Source organism: Lelliottia sp. F153, assembly GCF_002870005.1.
GTDB classification, from domain to species: domain Bacteria; phylum Pseudomonadota; class Gammaproteobacteria; order Enterobacterales; family Enterobacteriaceae; genus Enterobacter; species Enterobacter nimipressuralis.
In genome coordinates, this window is record NZ_PKFT01000001.1 from 1,219,110 (window position 1) to 1,235,727 (window position 16,618).

Annotated in this window: 18 protein-coding genes; 9 read left to right on the top strand and 9 right to left on the bottom strand. The window is 57.5% G+C overall.

What is annotated here, in order from left to right:
- The first annotated feature begins 2 nt into the window (after positions 1-2).
- The 4 genes from lpxH to mnmH all read left to right on the top strand — a co-directional run bounded on the left by lpxH (position 3) and on the right by mnmH (position 3,586).
- Positions 3-725: a UDP-2,3-diacylglucosamine diphosphatase gene (lpxH, locus tag F153LOC_RS05800; protein ID WP_102104410.1), complete on the top strand. Its 723-nt coding sequence runs from the start codon at positions 3-5 to the stop codon at positions 723-725.
- Between the two features lie 118 nt (positions 726-843).
- The gene (gene purE / locus F153LOC_RS05810) at positions 844-1,353 is read left to right on the top strand and encodes a 5-(carboxyamino)imidazole ribonucleotide mutase (RefSeq protein WP_100777340.1); all 510 of its coding nucleotides are present in this window, start codon (positions 844-846) and stop codon (positions 1,351-1,353) included.
- Complete coding sequence (gene purK / locus F153LOC_RS05815) at positions 1,350-2,417, top strand: 5-(carboxyamino)imidazole ribonucleotide synthase (protein ID WP_102104254.1); 1,068 nt, start codon at positions 1,350-1,352, stop codon at positions 2,415-2,417. Before purE ends, purK begins: the two co-directional genes overlap by 4 nt.
- Positions 2,418-2,515: 98 nt before the next feature.
- Positions 2,516-3,586 (top strand): tRNA 2-selenouridine(34) synthase MnmH, encoded by a 1,071-nt coding sequence (mnmH, locus tag F153LOC_RS05820; protein ID WP_102104255.1) that lies wholly within the window; start codon positions 2,516-2,518, stop codon positions 3,584-3,586.
- 4 nt (positions 3,587-3,590) lie between these two features.
- Here mnmH and F153LOC_RS05825 read toward each other — a convergent pair whose 3' ends face one another.
- From F153LOC_RS05825 to ybbA, 6 genes are all read right to left on the bottom strand, one after another.
- Positions 3,591-4,250, bottom strand: a complete 660-nt coding sequence (locus tag F153LOC_RS05825; RefSeq protein WP_102104256.1) for a methionine ABC transporter permease — start codon at positions 4,248-4,250, stop codon at positions 3,591-3,593.
- A complete protein-coding gene (gene sfbB, locus F153LOC_RS05830; RefSeq protein ID WP_102104257.1) occupies positions 4,243-5,256 on the bottom strand; it encodes a virulence-associated ABC transporter ATP-binding protein SfbB in 1,014 nt (337 codons plus the stop codon). Before sfbB ends, F153LOC_RS05825 begins: the two co-directional genes overlap by 8 nt.
- Before the next feature lie 58 nt (positions 5,257-5,314).
- On the bottom strand, positions 5,315-6,148 hold the full coding sequence (locus F153LOC_RS05835) for a MetQ/NlpA family ABC transporter substrate-binding protein (RefSeq protein ID WP_102104258.1): 834 nt from the start codon (positions 6,146-6,148) through the stop codon (positions 5,315-5,317).
- Positions 6,149-6,403: 255 nt separating this feature from the next.
- Positions 6,404-7,555, bottom strand: coding sequence for a porin (locus F153LOC_RS05840; protein WP_194512930.1), 1,152 nt, complete (start codon positions 7,553-7,555; stop codon positions 6,404-6,406).
- A 176-nt stretch (positions 7,556-7,731) separates the two neighbouring features.
- Complete coding sequence (gene ybbP / locus F153LOC_RS05845) at positions 7,732-10,146, bottom strand: putative ABC transporter permease subunit YbbP (protein ID WP_102104259.1); 2,415 nt, start codon at positions 10,144-10,146, stop codon at positions 7,732-7,734.
- The gene (gene ybbA / locus F153LOC_RS05850; RefSeq protein ID WP_100777348.1) at positions 10,143-10,829 is read right to left on the bottom strand and encodes a putative ABC transporter ATP-binding protein YbbA; all 687 of its coding nucleotides are present in this window, start codon (positions 10,827-10,829) and stop codon (positions 10,143-10,145) included. Before ybbA ends, ybbP begins: the two co-directional genes overlap by 4 nt.
- Between ybbA and tesA the strand changes: the two genes are divergently transcribed.
- The 3 genes from tesA to F153LOC_RS05865 are packed head-to-tail and all read left to right on the top strand — an operon-like array spanning position 10,797 to position 13,136.
- Positions 10,797-11,423 carry a multifunctional acyl-CoA thioesterase I/protease I/lysophospholipase L1 gene (gene tesA / locus F153LOC_RS05855; RefSeq protein WP_100780759.1) on the top strand — a complete coding sequence of 209 codons (627 nt, stop codon included), beginning with the start codon at positions 10,797-10,799 and terminating at the stop codon, positions 11,421-11,423. The two genes, ybbA and tesA, sit on opposite strands and share 33 nt — an antisense overlap.
- A 28-nt stretch (positions 11,424-11,451) precedes the next feature.
- Positions 11,452-12,222 (top strand): SDR family oxidoreductase, encoded by a 771-nt coding sequence (locus F153LOC_RS05860; RefSeq protein WP_100777349.1) that lies wholly within the window; start codon positions 11,452-11,454, stop codon positions 12,220-12,222.
- Positions 12,223-12,281: 59 nt separating this feature from the next.
- On the top strand, positions 12,282-13,136 hold the full coding sequence (locus tag F153LOC_RS05865) for a co-chaperone YbbN (RefSeq protein ID WP_102104260.1): 855 nt from the start codon (positions 12,282-12,284) through the stop codon (positions 13,134-13,136).
- A 52-nt stretch (positions 13,137-13,188) separates the two neighbouring features.
- Here the strand turns inward: F153LOC_RS05865 and fetB are convergent, their stop codons facing one another.
- Positions 13,189-13,971 (bottom strand): iron export ABC transporter permease subunit FetB, encoded by a 783-nt coding sequence (gene fetB, locus F153LOC_RS05870; RefSeq protein ID WP_100777351.1) that lies wholly within the window; start codon positions 13,969-13,971, stop codon positions 13,189-13,191.
- Positions 13,958-14,635 (bottom strand): iron ABC transporter ATP-binding protein FetA, encoded by a 678-nt coding sequence (gene fetA, locus F153LOC_RS05875; RefSeq protein WP_102104261.1) that lies wholly within the window; start codon positions 14,633-14,635, stop codon positions 13,958-13,960. The genes fetB and fetA overlap by 14 nt, the downstream gene beginning before the upstream one ends.
- A gap of 149 nt (positions 14,636-14,784) precedes the next feature.
- On the opposite strand from fetA, the gene F153LOC_RS05880 reads away from it, so the two are divergent.
- Both F153LOC_RS05880 and F153LOC_RS05885 read left to right on the top strand, forming a co-directional pair.
- Complete coding sequence (locus F153LOC_RS05880; RefSeq protein ID WP_100777353.1) at positions 14,785-15,699, top strand: SPFH domain-containing protein; 915 nt, start codon at positions 14,785-14,787, stop codon at positions 15,697-15,699.
- A complete protein-coding gene (locus tag F153LOC_RS05885) occupies positions 15,696-16,148 on the top strand; it encodes an NfeD family protein (protein WP_102104262.1) in 453 nt (150 codons plus the stop codon). Before F153LOC_RS05880 ends, F153LOC_RS05885 begins: the two co-directional genes overlap by 4 nt.
- Here the strand turns inward: F153LOC_RS05885 and cueR are convergent.
- Positions 16,145-16,555, bottom strand: a complete 411-nt coding sequence (gene cueR / locus F153LOC_RS05890; RefSeq protein ID WP_100777355.1) for a Cu(I)-responsive transcriptional regulator — start codon at positions 16,553-16,555, stop codon at positions 16,145-16,147. The genes F153LOC_RS05885 and cueR overlap by 4 nt on opposite strands.
- Between the last annotated feature and the right edge of the window lie 63 nt (positions 16,556-16,618).

Here is a 16,618-nt window from a genome sequence, read left to right on the forward strand (position 1 = left end):
TGGTGGCGACACTCTTTATTGCAGACCTCCATCTGCAAACAGAAGAACCGGCGATCACCGCCGGTTTTCTGCGTTTTTTACAAGGCGAAGCCCGCTCTGCCGATGCGCTCTACATTCTGGGCGACCTCTTTGAAGCCTGGATTGGCGACGACGACCCCAACCCTCTGCACCGTGAAATCGCCGCCGCCATCAAAGCGCTGGTTGATTCCGGCGTTCCCTGCTTCTTCATCCACGGCAATCGCGATTTTCTGATTGGCAAACGCTTTGCCCGTGAAAGCGGCATGACGCTGCTGCCGGAAGAACAGGTGCTCGATCTCTACGGTCGCCAGGTGCTGATCATGCACGGCGACACGCTCTGTACCGACGATACCGGCTATCTGGCGTTTCGCGCCAAAGTCCATACGCCATGGATTCAGACCCTGTTTCTTGCTCTGCCGCTGTTTATCCGCAACCGCATTGCCGCCAAAATGCGCGCAGGCAGTAAAGCCGCCAACAGCAGCAAATCCCTGTCCATCATGGATGTGAATCCGCAGGCGGTTATCGAGGTGATGGAAAAACATCGCGTGCAATGGCTTATCCACGGCCATACCCATCGCCCGGACGTCCACACGCTGTGCGCTAACGGCGAGCCCGCGCACCGCGTCGTGTTAGGCGCCTGGCATACGGAAGGCTCAATGGTAAAAGTCACGCCAGACGGTATAGAACTGATCCCTTTCCCGTTTTAATCCCCCTCTGTTTGTTGCCGAAATCATCGCTACGCAATCGTTTTCCTGCTCGTAATTTAATGCTATTCTCTGTGCCCTCAAAGCAGTGTGTTCCGCACCAACAGGAGTTTTAAGACGCATGTCTTCCCGCAATAATCCGGCGCGTGTCGCCATCGTGATGGGGTCCAAAAGCGACTGGGCTACCATGCAGTTTGCCGCCGAAATCTTCGAAATCCTGAACGTTCCACATCATATTGAAGTGGTCTCCGCGCACCGTACTCCCGATAAACTGTTCAGCTTCGCCGAAGGCGCAGAAGAGAACGGCTATCAGGTGATCATTGCCGGTGCGGGCGGTGCTGCACATCTGCCAGGCATGATTGCCGCCAAAACGCTGGTGCCGGTGCTGGGCGTGCCGGTGCAAAGTGCTGCCCTGAGCGGCGTCGACAGCCTCTATTCCATCGTACAGATGCCGCGCGGGATCCCGGTCGGTACGCTGGCGATTGGCAAAGCGGGCGCCGCGAACGCTGCACTACTGGCGGCACAAATTCTGGCAACACACGATAAAGAGCTACATCAGCGTCTGGCAGAGTGGCGTAAAGCCCAGACCGACGAGGTGCTGGAGAATCCGGATCCGCGAGGTGAGGCATGAAACAAGTCTGCGTCCTCGGAAACGGCCAGCTGGGCCGAATGCTGCGTCAGGCAGGTGAGCCGCTGGGCATCAGCGTCTGGCCCGTCGGGCTGGACGCTGAGCCGGAAGCCGTGCCGTTTCAGCAAAGCGTTATCACCGCTGAAATCGAGCGCTGGCCGGAAACCGCGTTAACCCGCGAGCTGGCGCGTCATAACGCCTTCGTGAACCGCGATGTGTTCCCGATTATTGCTGACCGACTGACGCAAAAACAGCTGTTCGACAAGCTGGGCCTGGCGACGGCCCCGTGGCAACTGCTGGCGGATAAACGCGAATGGCCTGCGGTCTTCGAGACCCTCGGCGAGCTGGCGATCGTGAAGCGTCGCACCGGCGGCTACGACGGGCGCGGACAGTGGCGTTTGCGTGCGAACGAAACCGCCGAGCTGCCGGACGAGTGCTACGGCGAATGTATCGTCGAGCAGGGGATCAATTTTAGCGGCGAAGTGTCGCTGGTTGGCGCGCGCGCCCATGACGGCAGCACGGTGTTTTATCCCCTGACCCATAACCTGCATCAGGACGGCATTCTGCGCACCAGCGTGGTGTTCCCGCAGGCGAACGCCACTCAGCAGGCGCAGGCCGAAGATATGCTCTCAGCCATCATGCATGAGCTGGGCTATGTCGGCGTCATGGCGATGGAGTGCTTTATCACGCCAGCCGGTCTGCTGATCAACGAACTCGCCCCGCGCGTGCATAACAGTGGCCACTGGACGCAAAACGGCGCCTCTATCAGCCAGTTTGAGCTGCATCTGCGCGCCATCACCGATCTGCCGCTGCCGCAGCCGGTGGTGAACAGCCCGTCGGTGATGATCAATCTCATCGGTACCGATCTGAATTATGACTGGCTGAAACTGCCGCTGGTCCATCTGCACTGGTACGACAAAGAGGTGCGCGAAGGCCGAAAAGTCGGGCATCTCAATCTGAACGATGACGACGCTGGCCGCCTGAGCGCCACCCTCGAAGCGATGGTTCCGCTGCTGCCACCTGAGTACGCAAGCGGCATCGCCTGGGCGCAAAGCAAACTCAAATAAGGTCTAAATGCCGGGGAATTGATCTTTTCCTTCCCCGGCATCTTTCAACGCGCGTAAAATCCCCGCCTATTGCTGTTTTGTTTCCTTCAGGACTTCTCATGAACGATGGAACGGACTATCGCGCGATCCTTGCCGCCGATACCCCTTTACTCGACGTTCGCGCGCCGATCGAATTCACCCAGGGCGCCATGCCTGCTGCGCTCAATCTGCCGCTGATGACCGACGACGAACGCGCCGCCGTGGGCACGTGCTATAAACGCCAGGGGCCAGAAGCCGCGCTGGCGTTGGGCCATAGCCTGGTCAGCGGCGACACGCGGGAAGAGCGGATTAACGCCTGGCGCGACGCCTGCCTGGCTAACCCTGGCGGTTATCTCTGCTGCGCGCGTGGCGGGCAGCGCTCGCACATTGCCCAGGCGTGGCTAAACGCGGTGGGCATTGATTACCCGCTGATTGTGGGCGGCTACAAAGCCCTGCGTCAGACCGCGATCCAAGCCACTGCCGAACAGGTGCAAAAGCCGATGGTGCTGATTGGCGGCTGTACCGGCAGCGGCAAAACGCTGCTGGTTAAACAGCACGCATCGGCCATCGACCTGGAGGGGCTGGCGCGTCATCGCGGCTCATCCTTTGGCCGCACGCTTAACGCCCAGCTGTCGCAGGCCAGTTTTGAAAATCACCTGGCCGTTGCGCTGCTGAAAAAGGACGCCGCACGCTGGGTGCTGGAAGACGAAGGCCGAATGATTGGCTCCAACCATCTGCCGGAGTGTCTGCGCGAGCGCATGGCGGAATCGCCTATCGTGGTGGTGGACGATCCTTTTGATATCCGTCTTGAACGCCTGCGCGAGGAGTATTTCGCGCACATGTGGCAGGATTTTTCAGCCGCATTCGGCGAAGAAAAAGGCTGGCAGGAGTACACCGACTATCTGCACCACGGCCTGTTCGCCATCCGCCGCCGTCTGGGGTTACAGCGGTTTGCAGAGTTCAGCGCCTTACTTGATTCCGCGCTCATCGAGCAGCAGCGCACCGGACGTACCGAGGCGCACTATTCCTGGCTTGCGCCACTGCTCAATGACTATTACGACCCGATGTACCGCTTTCAGCTGGCGAAAAAAGCCGACAAAATTGTCTTTCGGGGCGATTTTAACGCGGTGGCCACCTGGCTGGTGGCCTGATTCTCTAACGGCGATCGCGCTTATCGGCGCGCTTCGCCAGCCAGTCGCCCAGCACCTGGACAATCTGCACCAGCACGATCAGCGCGATCACGGTGACAACCATCACCTGGGTTTCGTAACGGTAATAGCCGTAGCGGATCGCCAGATCCCCTACCCCACCGCCGCCGACAATTCCCGCCATCGCCGAGTAACCGATCAGGCTCACCAGCGTAATGGTCAGGCCGCGCAGCAGCCCGGCGCTCGCTTCCGGCAGTAAAACGGTGCAGATAATCCGCATCGGGCTAGCACCAAAGGCTTCTGCCGCTTCGATGATCCCCTTGTCCACTTCTCGCAGGGCGCTGTCCACCAGACGGGCGTAAAACGCAATCGCCGCCATGGAGAGCGGAACCGACGCCGCAATCGGACCGATGGTGTTGCCGAGCAGCAGCTGCGTCAACGGCAGCAGCAGAACCAGCAGGATCACGAACGGCACCGAACGGATAATGTTCACCAGCACAGAGCTCACCAGATAGACAGCGCGGTTTTGCCAGAACAGGTGGCGGTCGGTGACGAAAATTAAAAAGCCGAGCGGCAGGCCGCCAATTATCGCCAGCACCGTTGAGATGCCCAGCATCTGGAAGGTTTCGTTAAACGCAAGGCCCAGATCGGCCACTAAATCATCCACGGATCACCTCCACCTGGGCTGTACGATGACGAATATGTTCCACGGCAGACGCCACCACGGACGGGTCATCCGCCGTCAGTTGCACCACCAGAATCCCCAGCGCGCGTTCACCGATGTACTCGATTTTGCCGTGCAGAATATTCACCGCCACGCCAAATTTAATCGCCACATCCGAGAGCACGGGCTGCTCGGCGGAATCCCCGATAAACAGAATTTTCAGCAGTTGCCCCGGCAGGTGCTGCTGCAACCGCTCCGGCAGGGTCAGGTTCAGAGTATGGGAGACCAGTTGCTGCGTGAACGGATGCTGCGGATGGGCAAAGACGTCAAACACCTCGCCCAGCTCCACCACTTCGCCGCCGGACATCACCGCCACGCGATCGCAGATAGATTTGATCACGTTCATCTCATGGGTGATCAGCACGATCGTGATCCCCATCTGCTTGTTGATCTGCTTCAGCAGCGCCAGAATGGTGGCCGAGGTTTCCAGATCCAGCGCGGATGTCGGTTCGTCGCAGAGCAGGACGTCAGGATGGTTGGCAATCGCACGGGCGATCCCCACGCGCTGTTTCTGTCCGCCGCTCAGCTGCACCGGATAGCGATTCGCTTTGTCCGTCAGCCCGACCAGGGCGAGGATCTCCGCCACACGCGGGGCGATGTTGCTGCGCGCCCATCCGGCGGCTTTGAGGCTGAACGCCACGTTCTGCGCCACTGTGCGGGTATGCATTAAATTGAAATGCTGGAAAATCATGCCAATACGCTGGCGTGCTTTACGCAGATTCACGCCGTCGAGGGCTGAAATCTCCACGCCGTTAACATTCACGCGGCCCGCGCTCGGGCGCTGAAGCGCGTTAAGGGTGCGCAGCAGCGTGCTTTTCCCGGCGCCGCTGGTGCCGACAATGCCAAAAATCTCGCCTGCCGCAATCGTCAGGCTGACGTCGGAAACCGCGCGGGTGGAAGGTCCACGTCCTGTCTGGAAGTCGACGCATACCTTGTCTAACTCAATCATGACTACCTCAGAAATGCGAAAAGGGCAGACTCGGCTGCCCTGTCGATCGGTTACGCGATTACGGTTTTGCGGCCGTCATCCAGTCCGGTTTCTGGAAAGCGGTGTACACGTTTTTCGGATCGTCGATCACCGCGCGATAGGCCGGGGACTGCACCACCGCCACGATATCTTTCGCGAAGGGTTTATCCGCATCTTCCGTGCGTACGGCGATGATATTTTTCAGGTTTTCATCGAGATGCTCCTGCGCCAGAGCGCTGGAGAGATCCAGCCCGGCGGCAATCGCAAAGTTGCCGTTCACCAGCGAGGCCGTGACGCTATCAAGCGTGCGCGGCAGCTGCGCGGCTTCCAGCGGTTTGAAGACCAGCCCTTTCGGGTTGCTGGCAATATCGCGCTCAGAGGCTTTGGTTGGATCGATGTTGTCTTTGATGGTGATTAATTTCAGGGACTGCAGGAAACGCAGGCCGCGCGCGAGGTTGGTCGGGTCGTTTGACAGGGTCACAATATCGCCCTTTTTAAGCTGATCCAGGCTCTTGATTTGGCGCGAGTAAAAGCCCATTCCCGCAGTCGGCACGGTGAGTAATTTGGTCAGTTTCAGCCCTTTATCCGCCGTGAACTTATTAAAATAGAGCGAGTGCTGGAACAGGTTAGCGTCGATGCTGCCGTTTGAGAGCGCCATATTCGGCTGCACGTAATCACTGAATTCGCGCACCACGACGTTGTAGCCCTTCTCTTTCAACGAGGGGGCAATGGCCTGTTTAACCATATCGCCGTAAGGGCCTGGTGCGACGCCAAACACAATGGTGTGCGGATCGCTGTTAGCGTGGGCGGTCTGCAAACCGCAGAGCAGCAAAAGCGCACCGGCGGCGGCGCGAAGCGTGTGACGAATTCCCATGAGATCTCCATTTCAAAGCGGTGTGACGTTGTGATGCCCCGTACGATGCGGGGCAGAGTCTGTTTAACATGACACAGATCACAAGCGGCTGTCCTTGAAATTATTTCATGATGTTGCGGAATATGTCGTTGAATGTGCAGGAAATTGGGATATGCGTTTTATGGGAAAGGATAGACCGTGCGCGTATATGACCGGTGAGATCGGCACAGTTCGTCGCCCCGGCAGCAACGTGCCACCGGGGCCACGCGTTCAGACTTAGAAGTCGTAACGCAGACGTACCAGGTTCATATCACCCAGGTCGTCGGTGCTGGAGGTAAAGACGTGCTCGTAATCAACACGGAAACCGTAATCCAGCTGGAAGCTCACACCCACGCCATTATCGGTGCGCTGGTAGTTGCGGCCATTCACATACTCAATACGATCGCCCATCACGTACGGCTGAACGGATTTCAGCGCATACTGGCCAACCGGGATTTTGTAGCCCGCGAAGTATTCAATACCCCACGCATCACCGGCAAAGTAGTCGTTCACGGACACTTTTTTGGTGGTCATGAAGTTCTGATACCAGCCGCCGCCTGCGGAGAAGGTCCAGTTGTCCGGGGTCCAGCTCAGTGCCGTACCGAGGATATTCTGGTCGTAAGATTTGCTGTCGCCGTTATCCGGGTTACGCATATCCGCACGGGTGTAGTTCCACGCCGCGCCCCAGGTCAGGTCGGTAGTCAGGTGATAATCCAGACCCAGTGAACCGCCGCCTTTACGTTTGTAACGCAGGCCGTTACCTGGCAGGTATTCACCGTCTTCAAACAGGTAGGAGGCGTAGATATCGGCATCGCCCACGGTTTTCTTATATTTCAGCATTTTGCGTGAACGATAAGAGCCGTCGTAGTCGCCGTTGATGCCGTTACCCGGAGCCTGACCGATCATGTCGTAGTCCCAGATATCGGTTTTCGCGCCCACCACATCGTAATAGACGCTGTTCTGTTGACCGAAGGTCAGCGTACCCCAGGTATCGCTTTTCAGGCCGGTGTAGAGCATACGGCGAGAGGTGTTGTTCGCGCCTTCTGCGTAGTGATTATCCCAGTCGAACAGCGCCGGAATGTTCACACCCAGCTCGTAGTAGCTTATCCAGCTGATGTCATCGAACAGGTAGTAATCTGCGGCGAAACGGAAACGTGTACCGCCGTCGAAGCCGTTACGCTTGTAAGAACCTTTGTCGCCGTCGCCCGTCATCATGTTGAACTGAGGACGAATACTGCCGCCAACGGTGAAGTTAAGACGGCTCAGGGGGTTGCCCGCCTGCGGATCTTGTTTCAGTACGGTGATTTCCGCTTGTGCTGCGAAAGACGCCAATGCCACTGCCGCGCCGATCGTTGCCGCCAGCGCTGTTTTTTTTATGGTCATTATTATTCCTTGATAGACACGCTGCTAATTATTTAGCAGACAAATAATATCCGGAATTAAACGAGCCGTGGTGTTGGGTTTTTAATGTTTTGTGCTGCTAAAAGTGGGGGTATTATCGATTTGTGCTACTTAATGATTACACACCAGTATATAAACCGGTGCGTAATCATCACGTGAGGGAATTAACTGGCAAACTGACGGAACAGGGCTTTGCCTTTTAACAGACGCGTTCCCAGCCAGCCGCCGCACAAGGAGAGCAGCACTGCGCCGGAGACCGGAAGGATCAGCCACAGCCGCCAGTCCGGCTCCCACGGGAAGTCGAAGACTTTGGTCTGAAGCACGGCCAGCGCGGTTTCTGCACCGATGGCCGCCACCAGTCCCGACACCAGCCCCAGCAGCGCAAACTCGCACCACAGGGTTGTGCGCAGCAGGGATTTACTCGCGCCGAGCGTGCGGTACACCACCAGCTCCTGATGGCGCTGTCGCATCCCCACCTGCACCTGCGCCAGCAGCAGCAATAGGCCGCAGGCGGTGACCAGCACGACCATGACCTCCAGCGCACGGCTTACCTGCTCCAGCACCTGGCCGACCTGTTTCAGGATCGCGCCAATATCCAGCAGGCTCACCGTCGGGAACTCGCGGTTCAGCTGCGTCAGCATGCCGTTGCCGTTTTCCCAGCGGAAGCTGGTCAGCCAGCTTTGCGGCTGCCCGTCGAGCGCCCCGGACGGGAAGATAAAGAAGAAGTTCGGACGCAGGCTTTCCCAGTCCACTTTGCGCAGACTGGTCACTTTGGCGCTAAAGTCCTGGGTATCGCCAGTGAAGGTCACCGTATCCCCTAAACCGACTTTCAGCCGTGCGGCCAGCCCTTCTTCCATCGACACCTCACCCGCTTTTGGCGGCCAGTTTCCGGCGGTAATCGGGTTATGATCCGGACGCTTGTCCTGCCAGGTCAGATTCAGCTCACGGTTAAGCGCCTCGTCCTGATTCCCCTCCGTCGGCTTGCCGTTAATCTGCGTCAGCCGCGCGCGGACAATCGGATAGAACGACTCGGGCACAATCTGATGCTCAGACAGGAAACCCTTCAGCGGCGTGACCTGCTCCGGTGCGATGTTAATCAGGAAATAGTTCGGACTTTCCGGCGGGAGCTGCTGCTGCCAGCGGTCAAGCAGATCGCCGCGCAGCACCAGCAGCATCGCCAGCAGCATAAAGGAGAGTGAAAATGCCGACAGCTGGCTGAGGGTGGACCACGGCTGGCGCAGCAGACGATTAACCGCCAGACGCACGGGCAGGGATTTCAGCGTTAGCCCTTTCAGCACGTTTAGCAGCATCCAGCCCAGCACGCCGCACAGCAGCGCCAGCACAACGGCACCGGCCAGCACCGCCCACAGCAACATGCTGCCGCCCATCAGCCAGGCGAGCAACATCACGACCACTGCCACCACAACCGGCAGATAGAATTTCAGCGGCCAGACGCTGGCAACCACATCCCTGCGCAGCACCCGCAGCGGCTGTGTGGCCAACAGCAGGCGATAAGGGCGCAGCCCCACCAGCAGCGAAATTACCACCATCGCCCCCATGGCCCACAGCCACGGCCACAGGCTGGCTGGCGGAAGTGCGGCAGGCAGCACCGGTTTCAGCAGGATCATCAGCACTTTTTCAAACAGCAGCCCAATCGCCCCGCCGGTAATGGCAGACAACGCCAGCACCATCAGCCACTGGCCGACGATCAGCTTACGCAGCTGCGCCCTGCCCGCGCCGAGGGTTTTCAGGATCGCCACCAGATCGTAGCGGCTGCGGCAGTAGTGCCCCATCGCTACCGCCACGGCAGCAACCGCCAGCAGCATGGTCAGCAGCGCAGAGAGCAGTAAAAACTGCTGCGAGCGTTCGAGGGATTTCCCCAGCGCGCCGTCGTCCTGCTCCATGCCAATCCAGCGATGTTCCGGTTTCAGCTGCGGTTTCAGCCACTTTTCGTAGGCGTCGATCTGCGCAGGCGTGCCACCAAATTTGTAGCGCCAGGTGACGCGGCTGCCCGGTTGTACGGCTCCGGTTTTTGCCACATCAGCGGTATTCATCAGCAGACGCGGTGCCATCTGGAAGGGGTTAAAGCCGGAATCCGGCTCCTGCACCACTTCCCCGGCGATTTTCAGCGTGGCGTCGCCCACGTCGATGCTGTCGCCGGTTTTCAGGTTCAACAGCGCCATCAGCCGTGGGGCCAGTAGCACAGAGCCTGCTGTCGGTTTTAAGCCCGGCGGCTCGGTTTGCAGCTCGCCGTACATGGGATAGATGTCGTCGACCGCTTTCACGCTCGCCAGCTGGGGCGTATCAGCGGCGAAGGTCATGGTCTGGAAACTCAACTGCTGACCGACCTTCAGCCCCTGTTTACGCGCCTCATCGATCCACGCCTGCGGCACATCGCGTGAGCTGCTCAGGGTGCGGTCGCCCGCCATAAACTCGCGGCTTTGCTGACTTAAGCCCTTTTCCATACGATCGCTGACGCTGCCGAGCGCCAGCACGCAGGCCACCGCCAGACTCAGCGCCAGCCAGACAATCAACAGCGAGGGCGAGCGCCATTCGCGCCAGAACCAGCGTGCAATCATGCTTCCTCCTGCAATTGCCCGTTAACCAGACGCAGACGTCTGTCGCAGCGGGCGGCAAGCTGCGGATCGTGGGTGACCAGAATCAGCGTGGTGCCGTGCTCGCGGTTGAGGGAGAAGAGTAAATCGGCAATTTTATCACCGGTCTGCCGGTCGAGATTCCCCGTCGGTTCATCGGCAAACAGCACCTCCGGGCGACCGTTGAACGCCCGCGCCAAGGCCACACGCTGCTGCTCGCCACCGGAAAGCTGCGCCGGGAGATGATCCAGACGCTTGCCTAACCCAAGCTGCTCCAGCAGCGCTTTTGCACTGCTGCGGCTCTGACTGGCGTTTTCACCGCGCAGCAGACCCGGCAGCTCAACGTTTTCCAGCGCATTGAGGGTCGGGATGAGCATGAAAGACTGAAACACAAAGCCGATATGCTTTGCTCGCAGCGCCGCACGCGCCTCTTCATCGAGCTTATGCAGCGGCTGACCGACCAGGTTGACCTCCCCGCTGCTGCCATCGTCCAGCCCGGCCAGAATCGCCAGCAGCGTGGACTTACCGGAACCGGATTCACCAATCAGCGCAATGGTTTCAGCGCGTTTGACAACGAGTTCAACTCCGGTGAGGATGGATAGCTCGTGCTCACCCTGACCGACGGACTTCTTAAGATGATGAACTGCAACAATGTTTTCCGCTGGCATTTGCCCTTCCTGTTTCTGATTCTGATGACCTTTCGCGCCGCTGCGGCGGACACGTTACTGGTGCTGGGTGACAGCCTGAGTGCGGGCTACCGGATGGCGGCCACTGCCGCCTGGCCTGCGCTGCTCAACGATAAGTGGCAGACCCAAACGCCGGTGCTGAATGCCAGCATCAGCGGCGATACGTCCCAGCAGGGGCTTGCGCGCCTGCCCGCTTTGCTCAAACAACATCAACCGCGCTGGGTGCTGGTCGAACTGGGCGGTAACGACGGTCTGCGGGGATTCCAGCCGCAACAGACAGAAGAAACCTTACGCAAAATTATTACGGATATTCAGGCCGCCAATGCGCAGCCGTTATTAATGCAAATTCGTCTGCCTGCGAACTACGGACGCCGTTATAATGAGGCCTTTAGCGCCATCTATCCCAAGCTTGCCAAAGAATTCGATATTCCGCTGCTGCCATTTTTCATGGAGGAGGTCTATCTGAAACCGCAATGGATGCAGGATGACGGTATTCACCCCAATCGCGACGCCCAGCCCTTTATTGCAGACTGGATGGCGACTCGACTGGCTCCTCTAGTTAAACATGACTCTTAATTAAGCGGAGATCCTGACAGGTAAAGTTATGCAAAAATCGGTCTTAATTACAGGATGTTCCAGCGGAATTGGCCTTGAAAGCGCGTTCGAACTGAAGCGCCAGGGATTTTGGGTAATCGCCGCATGCCGGAAACAAGAAGACGTGGAACGCATGAACAGCAAAGGTTTTCAGGGCGTGTTACTGGATCTGGACTCGCCGGAAAGCATTGAACGCGCCGCCGCAGAAGTGATAGCCCTGACGGGTAATCGTCTGTACGGCCTGTTTAACAACGCCGGTTTCGGCGTGTACGGCCCGCTGCAAACCATCTCGCGCGAGCAGCTTGAGCAGCAGTTTTCCACCAACTTTTTTGGCATCCACCAGCTGACCATGGCGCTGTTGCCTGCGATGCTGCCCCACGGAGAAGGCCGCATTGTGATGACCTCGTCGGTGATGGGCCTGATCTCCACGCCGGGCCGTGGGGCGTATGCCGCCAGCAAATATGCGCTGGAGGCCTGGTCAGATGCCTTACGCATGGAGCTGCGCCATAGCGGTATTAAGGTCAGCCTTATTGAGCCTGGCCCGATTCGCACCCGTTTCACAGAAAACGTAAATCAAACCCAGTCCGACAATCCGGTCGAAAACCCTGGCATTGCCGCACGCTTTACCCTCGGACCAGAGGCAGTTGTCACCAAAGTGCGCCATGCTTTTGAAAGCGATCGCCCGAAAATACGCTACCCGGTGACCCTCGTCACCCACGCCGTGGGCTGGCTCAAACGTCTGCTACCGGGGCGCATGATGGATAAAATTTTACGCGGTTGAGTTGAAGCCACGCTCCTCATCCCCCATGTATTTGTCAAATTGATAAAAGAGAATGCCGTATGTCCGTACAGAATATTGTCAACATCACTGAAGCGAACCTGCACCAGACACTCGAAGTGTCGATGACCAAACCTGTGCTGTTCTATTTTTGGTCCGAGCGCAGCCAGCACTGTCTGGAGCTGACGCCGGTGCTGGAAAGCCTGGCGGCGCAGTACAACGGTCAGTTCCTGCTGGCAAAACTGGACTGCGACGCCGAGCAGATGGTGGCCTCCCAGTTTGGTCTGCGTGCCATTCCAACCGTCTATCTGTTCCAGAATGGTCAGCCCGTAGATGGCTTCCAGGGCCCGCAGCCCGAAGAAGCTGTTCGCGCCCTGCTCGATAAAGTGCTGCCGCGCGAAGAGGAGCTGAAAGCGCAGCAGGCGCTGGCATTGATTCAGGAAGGCAAACACGACGAAGCGCTGCCGCTGCTGAAAGAGGCGTGGCAGATGTCGAACCAGGACAGCCAGATTGGCCTGCTACTGGCGCAGACGCAGATCGAACTGCACCGTTCAGAAGAGGCTGAAGCGGTGCTGAAAACCATTCCGCTGCAGGATCAGGATACCCGCTATCAGGGTCTGGTTGCGCAAATTGAGTTGCTGAAGCAGGCGGCTGACACGCCGGAAATCCAGCAGTTGCAGCAGCAGGTAGCCGAGAACCCTGACGATGCGGCGCTGGCCAGCCAGCTGGCGTTACAGCTTCATCAGGTCGGGCGTAACGAAGAGGCGCTGGAGCTGCTGTTTAGCCATCTGAAAAAGGATCTGGCGGCTGCTGACGGCCAGGCGCGTAAAATGTTCCAGGAGATCCTGGCGGCACTGGGTACCGGCGATGCGCTGGCCTCAAAGTATCGCCGCCAGCTTTACGCCCTGCTCTACTAATCCAGTCTGAAAGCCGGGCAAGCGACATACTGCCCGGCAACACACCTGCACGTTACTCTGCTTTTTTCAATTGCGTCACCACCAGCTGATGCCGGGAGTTGTAGAATTTTCGATAGGTTAAATAGCAGGCGATAATGGTCGACAGGCTGGCCGTCGAGAGCAGCATAAACGTCACCATAATCTGATACTTAATCGCTTTCACGGGATCAATACCGGCAAAAATTAGCCCGGACATCATCCCCGGTAAACTCACCAGCCCGACCGTTTTCGCCGAATCGACCGTTGGGATCAGCGACGATCGTATACTCTCACGGATCAAACGCGCCGACGCCGTTTTTGGCGTGGCTCCCAGGCTGAGTTTCTCCTGGATCTGCTGCTGCTCGCTGCTAAAACGCTGGCCGAGATTGTTGTAGCACAACCCCACCGCCACCATCGCATTACCCGCAATCATCCCGGAAATCGGGATCACCTGCATCGGTGAAAATTCAATCGATCCCGACAGCACCAGCACTGCCAGCGTCAACGCCGTGCCGGTGGTAATGGCGATAAACGAAGAGATAAAGGCCTTATCGATGTATTTACTGCGTTTTTGCGCATTCCACGCGGCGTTAAAGCAGATAAACAGCACCATCAGCAGCGTCAGCACCGCGTGGTTGACGTTGAAAATATACTTCAGCACATAGCCGACGATAATCAGCTGAATGACCGCCCGGCAAATGCTCCACACAATGTCCTTTTCCAGACCGAGCTTCTCTCGATGGCTGACCAGAATCGCCACCAGGACCAGCACCATCGAAAGCGCCAGTGATTCGTTGGTAATATTATGCTCGTTCACGGTTTTCCTCCTTCATCTTCCCGCCCTGTGGCTGAAGGGTAATCACCTCATCTGCGTGGGCAATCTCACCGGCGTCGTGCGTTACCCACAGCACCGCAATGTTGTTCTCTTTGGCATAGCGATGAATGATCTCATTCACGTTGCGTTTGTTGTTTTCGTCGAGGGCGCTGGTCACTTCATCCAGCAGCAGCACTTTGGGCAGAAACTGCAGATTACGAATCAGCGAGACGCGCTGTTTTTCACCGCCGGAAAGTTCGTTTACGGACTTTGTCAGGGTTTCCGCTGGCAGACTAAAACGCGTCAGATCGGCAATGAATTTTTCCGGTTCGGGGGCTTTATCGCGGATCTGCCAGGGGAAGATCAGATTGTCGTACACCGTCTCACCAAACAGCGAAGGCGTTTGCACGCAGTAGGAGACCTGCTGGCGATAATGCTCGGGCGTGAGTGTCGTGATGTCCTTGTCTTCAAAGAAAATTCGCCCTTCCGTCGGGCTGAGGAGTGAGGCGATAATCTTCAGCAACGTGCTTTTACCACAGCCAGACGGGCCCGTAATGAGCCTGAATTCCCCTGGCTGTACGTTGAAGCTAATCTGCTGCAATATCGTGGTTTCGCCCACGCGAAAACCCACGTTCCTGAGTTCCAGAAGCGCATTATTATCCTTCATATTATTTCCCGTTTTTTAATTCAGCTTCGTTCCAATATTGTAACCACGTTAATGGATTGGAGGCGAACTTCCCTGCAATAGTCGATATACTTAAGTTCAACAAACGAGCAGTTTTTGCTGCTCCACGGAATGCAAAACAGGAGGTTTTCATGTTGATCGTCATCCCTATCCTTATTTTCGTCGCGCTGGTGATCGTCGGGGCAGGCGTAAAGATCGTGCCCCAGGGCTATCAGTGGACGGTCGAACGTTTCGGCCGATACACCAACACCCTCCAGCCAGGCCTGAGTCTTATCGTCCCGTTCATGGATCGTATTGGGCGTAAAATCAACATGATGGAACAGGTGCTGGATATCCCTTCCCAGGAGATCATCTCCCGAGACAACGCCAACGTCACCATCGACGCCGTTTGCTTTATTCAGGTGATCGACGCGCCAAAAGCCGCCTATGAGGTCAGCAACCTGGAACTGGCGATTATCAACCTGACCATGACCAACATCCGTACGGTACTGGGGTCGATGGAGCTGGACGAAATGCTCTCCCAGCGCGACAACATCAATACGCGCCTGCTGCATATCGTTGATGAAGCGACCAATCCGTGGGGGATTAAAGTCACCCGTATCGAAATCCGCGACGTGCGCCCACCGGCAGAACTGATTTCGTCGATGAACGCCCAGATGAAAGCGGAGCGAACCAAACGTGCGTACATTCTTGAGGCCGAAGGGGTGCGTCAGGCGGAGATCCTGAAAGCCGAAGGGGAGAAACAGTCGCAAATTCTGAAAGCTGAAGGGGAACGCCAGTCGGCCTTCTTACAGGCAGAAGCCCGTGAACGTTCCGCCGAGGCAGAAGCACGCGCCACCCAGATGGTTTCCGAGGCCATTGCGGCCGGTGATATCCAGGCAATTAACTACTTCGTGGCGCAGAAATACACCGATGCGCTGCAGAAAATTGGCTCAGCCAACAATAGCAAAGTGGTGATGATGCCGCTGGAAGCCAGCAGCCTGATGGGCTCTATCGCCGGGATCGCGGAGCTTATCAAGAATAGCGGAGATGAGCGCAAAAAATGATTGAGATGATTGCAGCACACCCTCATGTTTTCTGGCTCAGCCTGGGCGGGCTGTTGCTGGCGGCTGAGATGCTGGGCGGCAACGGGTATCTGCTCTGGAGCGGCGTCGCGGCGGTCATCACCGGGCTGCTGGTCTGGGTCGCACCTTTTGGCTGGGAGTGGCAAGGTGCCCTCTTCGCCCTGCTGACGCTGGTCGCCGCCTGGCTCTGGTATCGATGGCTAACGCGCCAGGTGCGCGAGCAAAAACCCGCCGATGCCGCACTCAATCAGCGCGGCCAGCAGCTGGTGGGTAAGCGCTATACGCTGGATACCACGTTAATCAACGGGCGCGGACATGTTCGTGTCGGTGACAGCACGTGGCCAGTGGTAGCCGATGATGACCTCGTGGCAGGGACTCGCATTGAAGTCATCGCGGTAGAAGGCATTACGCTTCGGGTGAAAGCCCGTTAAACGCTGGCCTTACGATGGCAGCAGCCGGAAAGATTATCAATAATCGGACAGTCGGCGCTGTCATCCCCCGGACAAGATTCGGCGAGTGAGAGCAGTTGTTCACGCATCGCCTGCAGCTCCAGGATATGGCGCTCGATTTCCGCGACCTTTTCCAGAGTTCTCTTTTTCACATCGGCACTGTGCCGTTTAGGATCGTTGAACAGATGGACCAGTTCACCGCACTCTTCAAGGTTAAACCCCACCTGCCGGGCCTGGCGTAAAAGCGTGAGTTCTTCGAGGTGCAGCTGCGTGTAACTGCGATAGCCGTTTTCGCTGCGCAGCGGCGGCGTGACCAGTCCTTTCTCTTCGTAAAAACGAATCGCTTTGCTGGTTAACCCGGTTTTTTTTGCCACATCACTGATATTCACATTTCCCCCTTGACCTTCCCCTTGATGGAAGGTTTAACCTTCATAACACTGTTCCAGAAAGAG

Excerpts from the sequence above, each read along its gene's own strand:
- purE (WP_100777340.1), top strand. The coding sequence starts at position 844 with ATGTCTTCCCGCAATAATCCGGCGCGTGTCGCCATCGTGATGGGGTCC.
- purK (WP_102104254.1), top strand. The coding sequence starts at position 1,350 with ATGAAACAAGTCTGCGTCCTCGGAAACGGCCAGCTGGGCCGAATGCTG.
- mnmH (WP_102104255.1), top strand. The coding sequence starts at position 2,516 with ATGAACGATGGAACGGACTATCGCGCGATCCTTGCCGCCGATACCCCT.
- sfbB (WP_102104257.1), bottom strand. The coding sequence starts at position 5,256 with ATGATTGAGTTAGACAAGGTATGCGTCGACTTCCAGACAGGACGTGGA.
- F153LOC_RS05835 (WP_102104258.1), bottom strand. The coding sequence starts at position 6,148 with ATGGGAATTCGTCACACGCTTCGCGCCGCCGCCGGTGCGCTTTTGCTG.
- ybbP (WP_102104259.1), bottom strand. The coding sequence starts at position 10,146 with ATGATTGCACGCTGGTTCTGGCGCGAATGGCGCTCGCCCTCGCTGTTG.
- tesA (WP_100780759.1), top strand. The coding sequence starts at position 10,797 with ATGATGAACTGCAACAATGTTTTCCGCTGGCATTTGCCCTTCCTGTTT.
- ybbA (WP_100777348.1), bottom strand. The coding sequence starts at position 10,829 with ATGCCAGCGGAAAACATTGTTGCAGTTCATCATCTTAAGAAGTCCGTC.
- F153LOC_RS05860 (WP_100777349.1), top strand. The coding sequence starts at position 11,452 with ATGCAAAAATCGGTCTTAATTACAGGATGTTCCAGCGGAATTGGCCTT.
- F153LOC_RS05865 (WP_102104260.1), top strand. The coding sequence starts at position 12,282 with ATGTCCGTACAGAATATTGTCAACATCACTGAAGCGAACCTGCACCAG.
- fetA (WP_102104261.1), bottom strand. The coding sequence starts at position 14,635 with ATGAAGGATAATAATGCGCTTCTGGAACTCAGGAACGTGGGTTTTCGC.
- F153LOC_RS05880 (WP_100777353.1), top strand. The coding sequence starts at position 14,785 with ATGTTGATCGTCATCCCTATCCTTATTTTCGTCGCGCTGGTGATCGTC.
- F153LOC_RS05885 (WP_102104262.1), top strand. The coding sequence starts at position 15,696 with ATGATTGAGATGATTGCAGCACACCCTCATGTTTTCTGGCTCAGCCTG.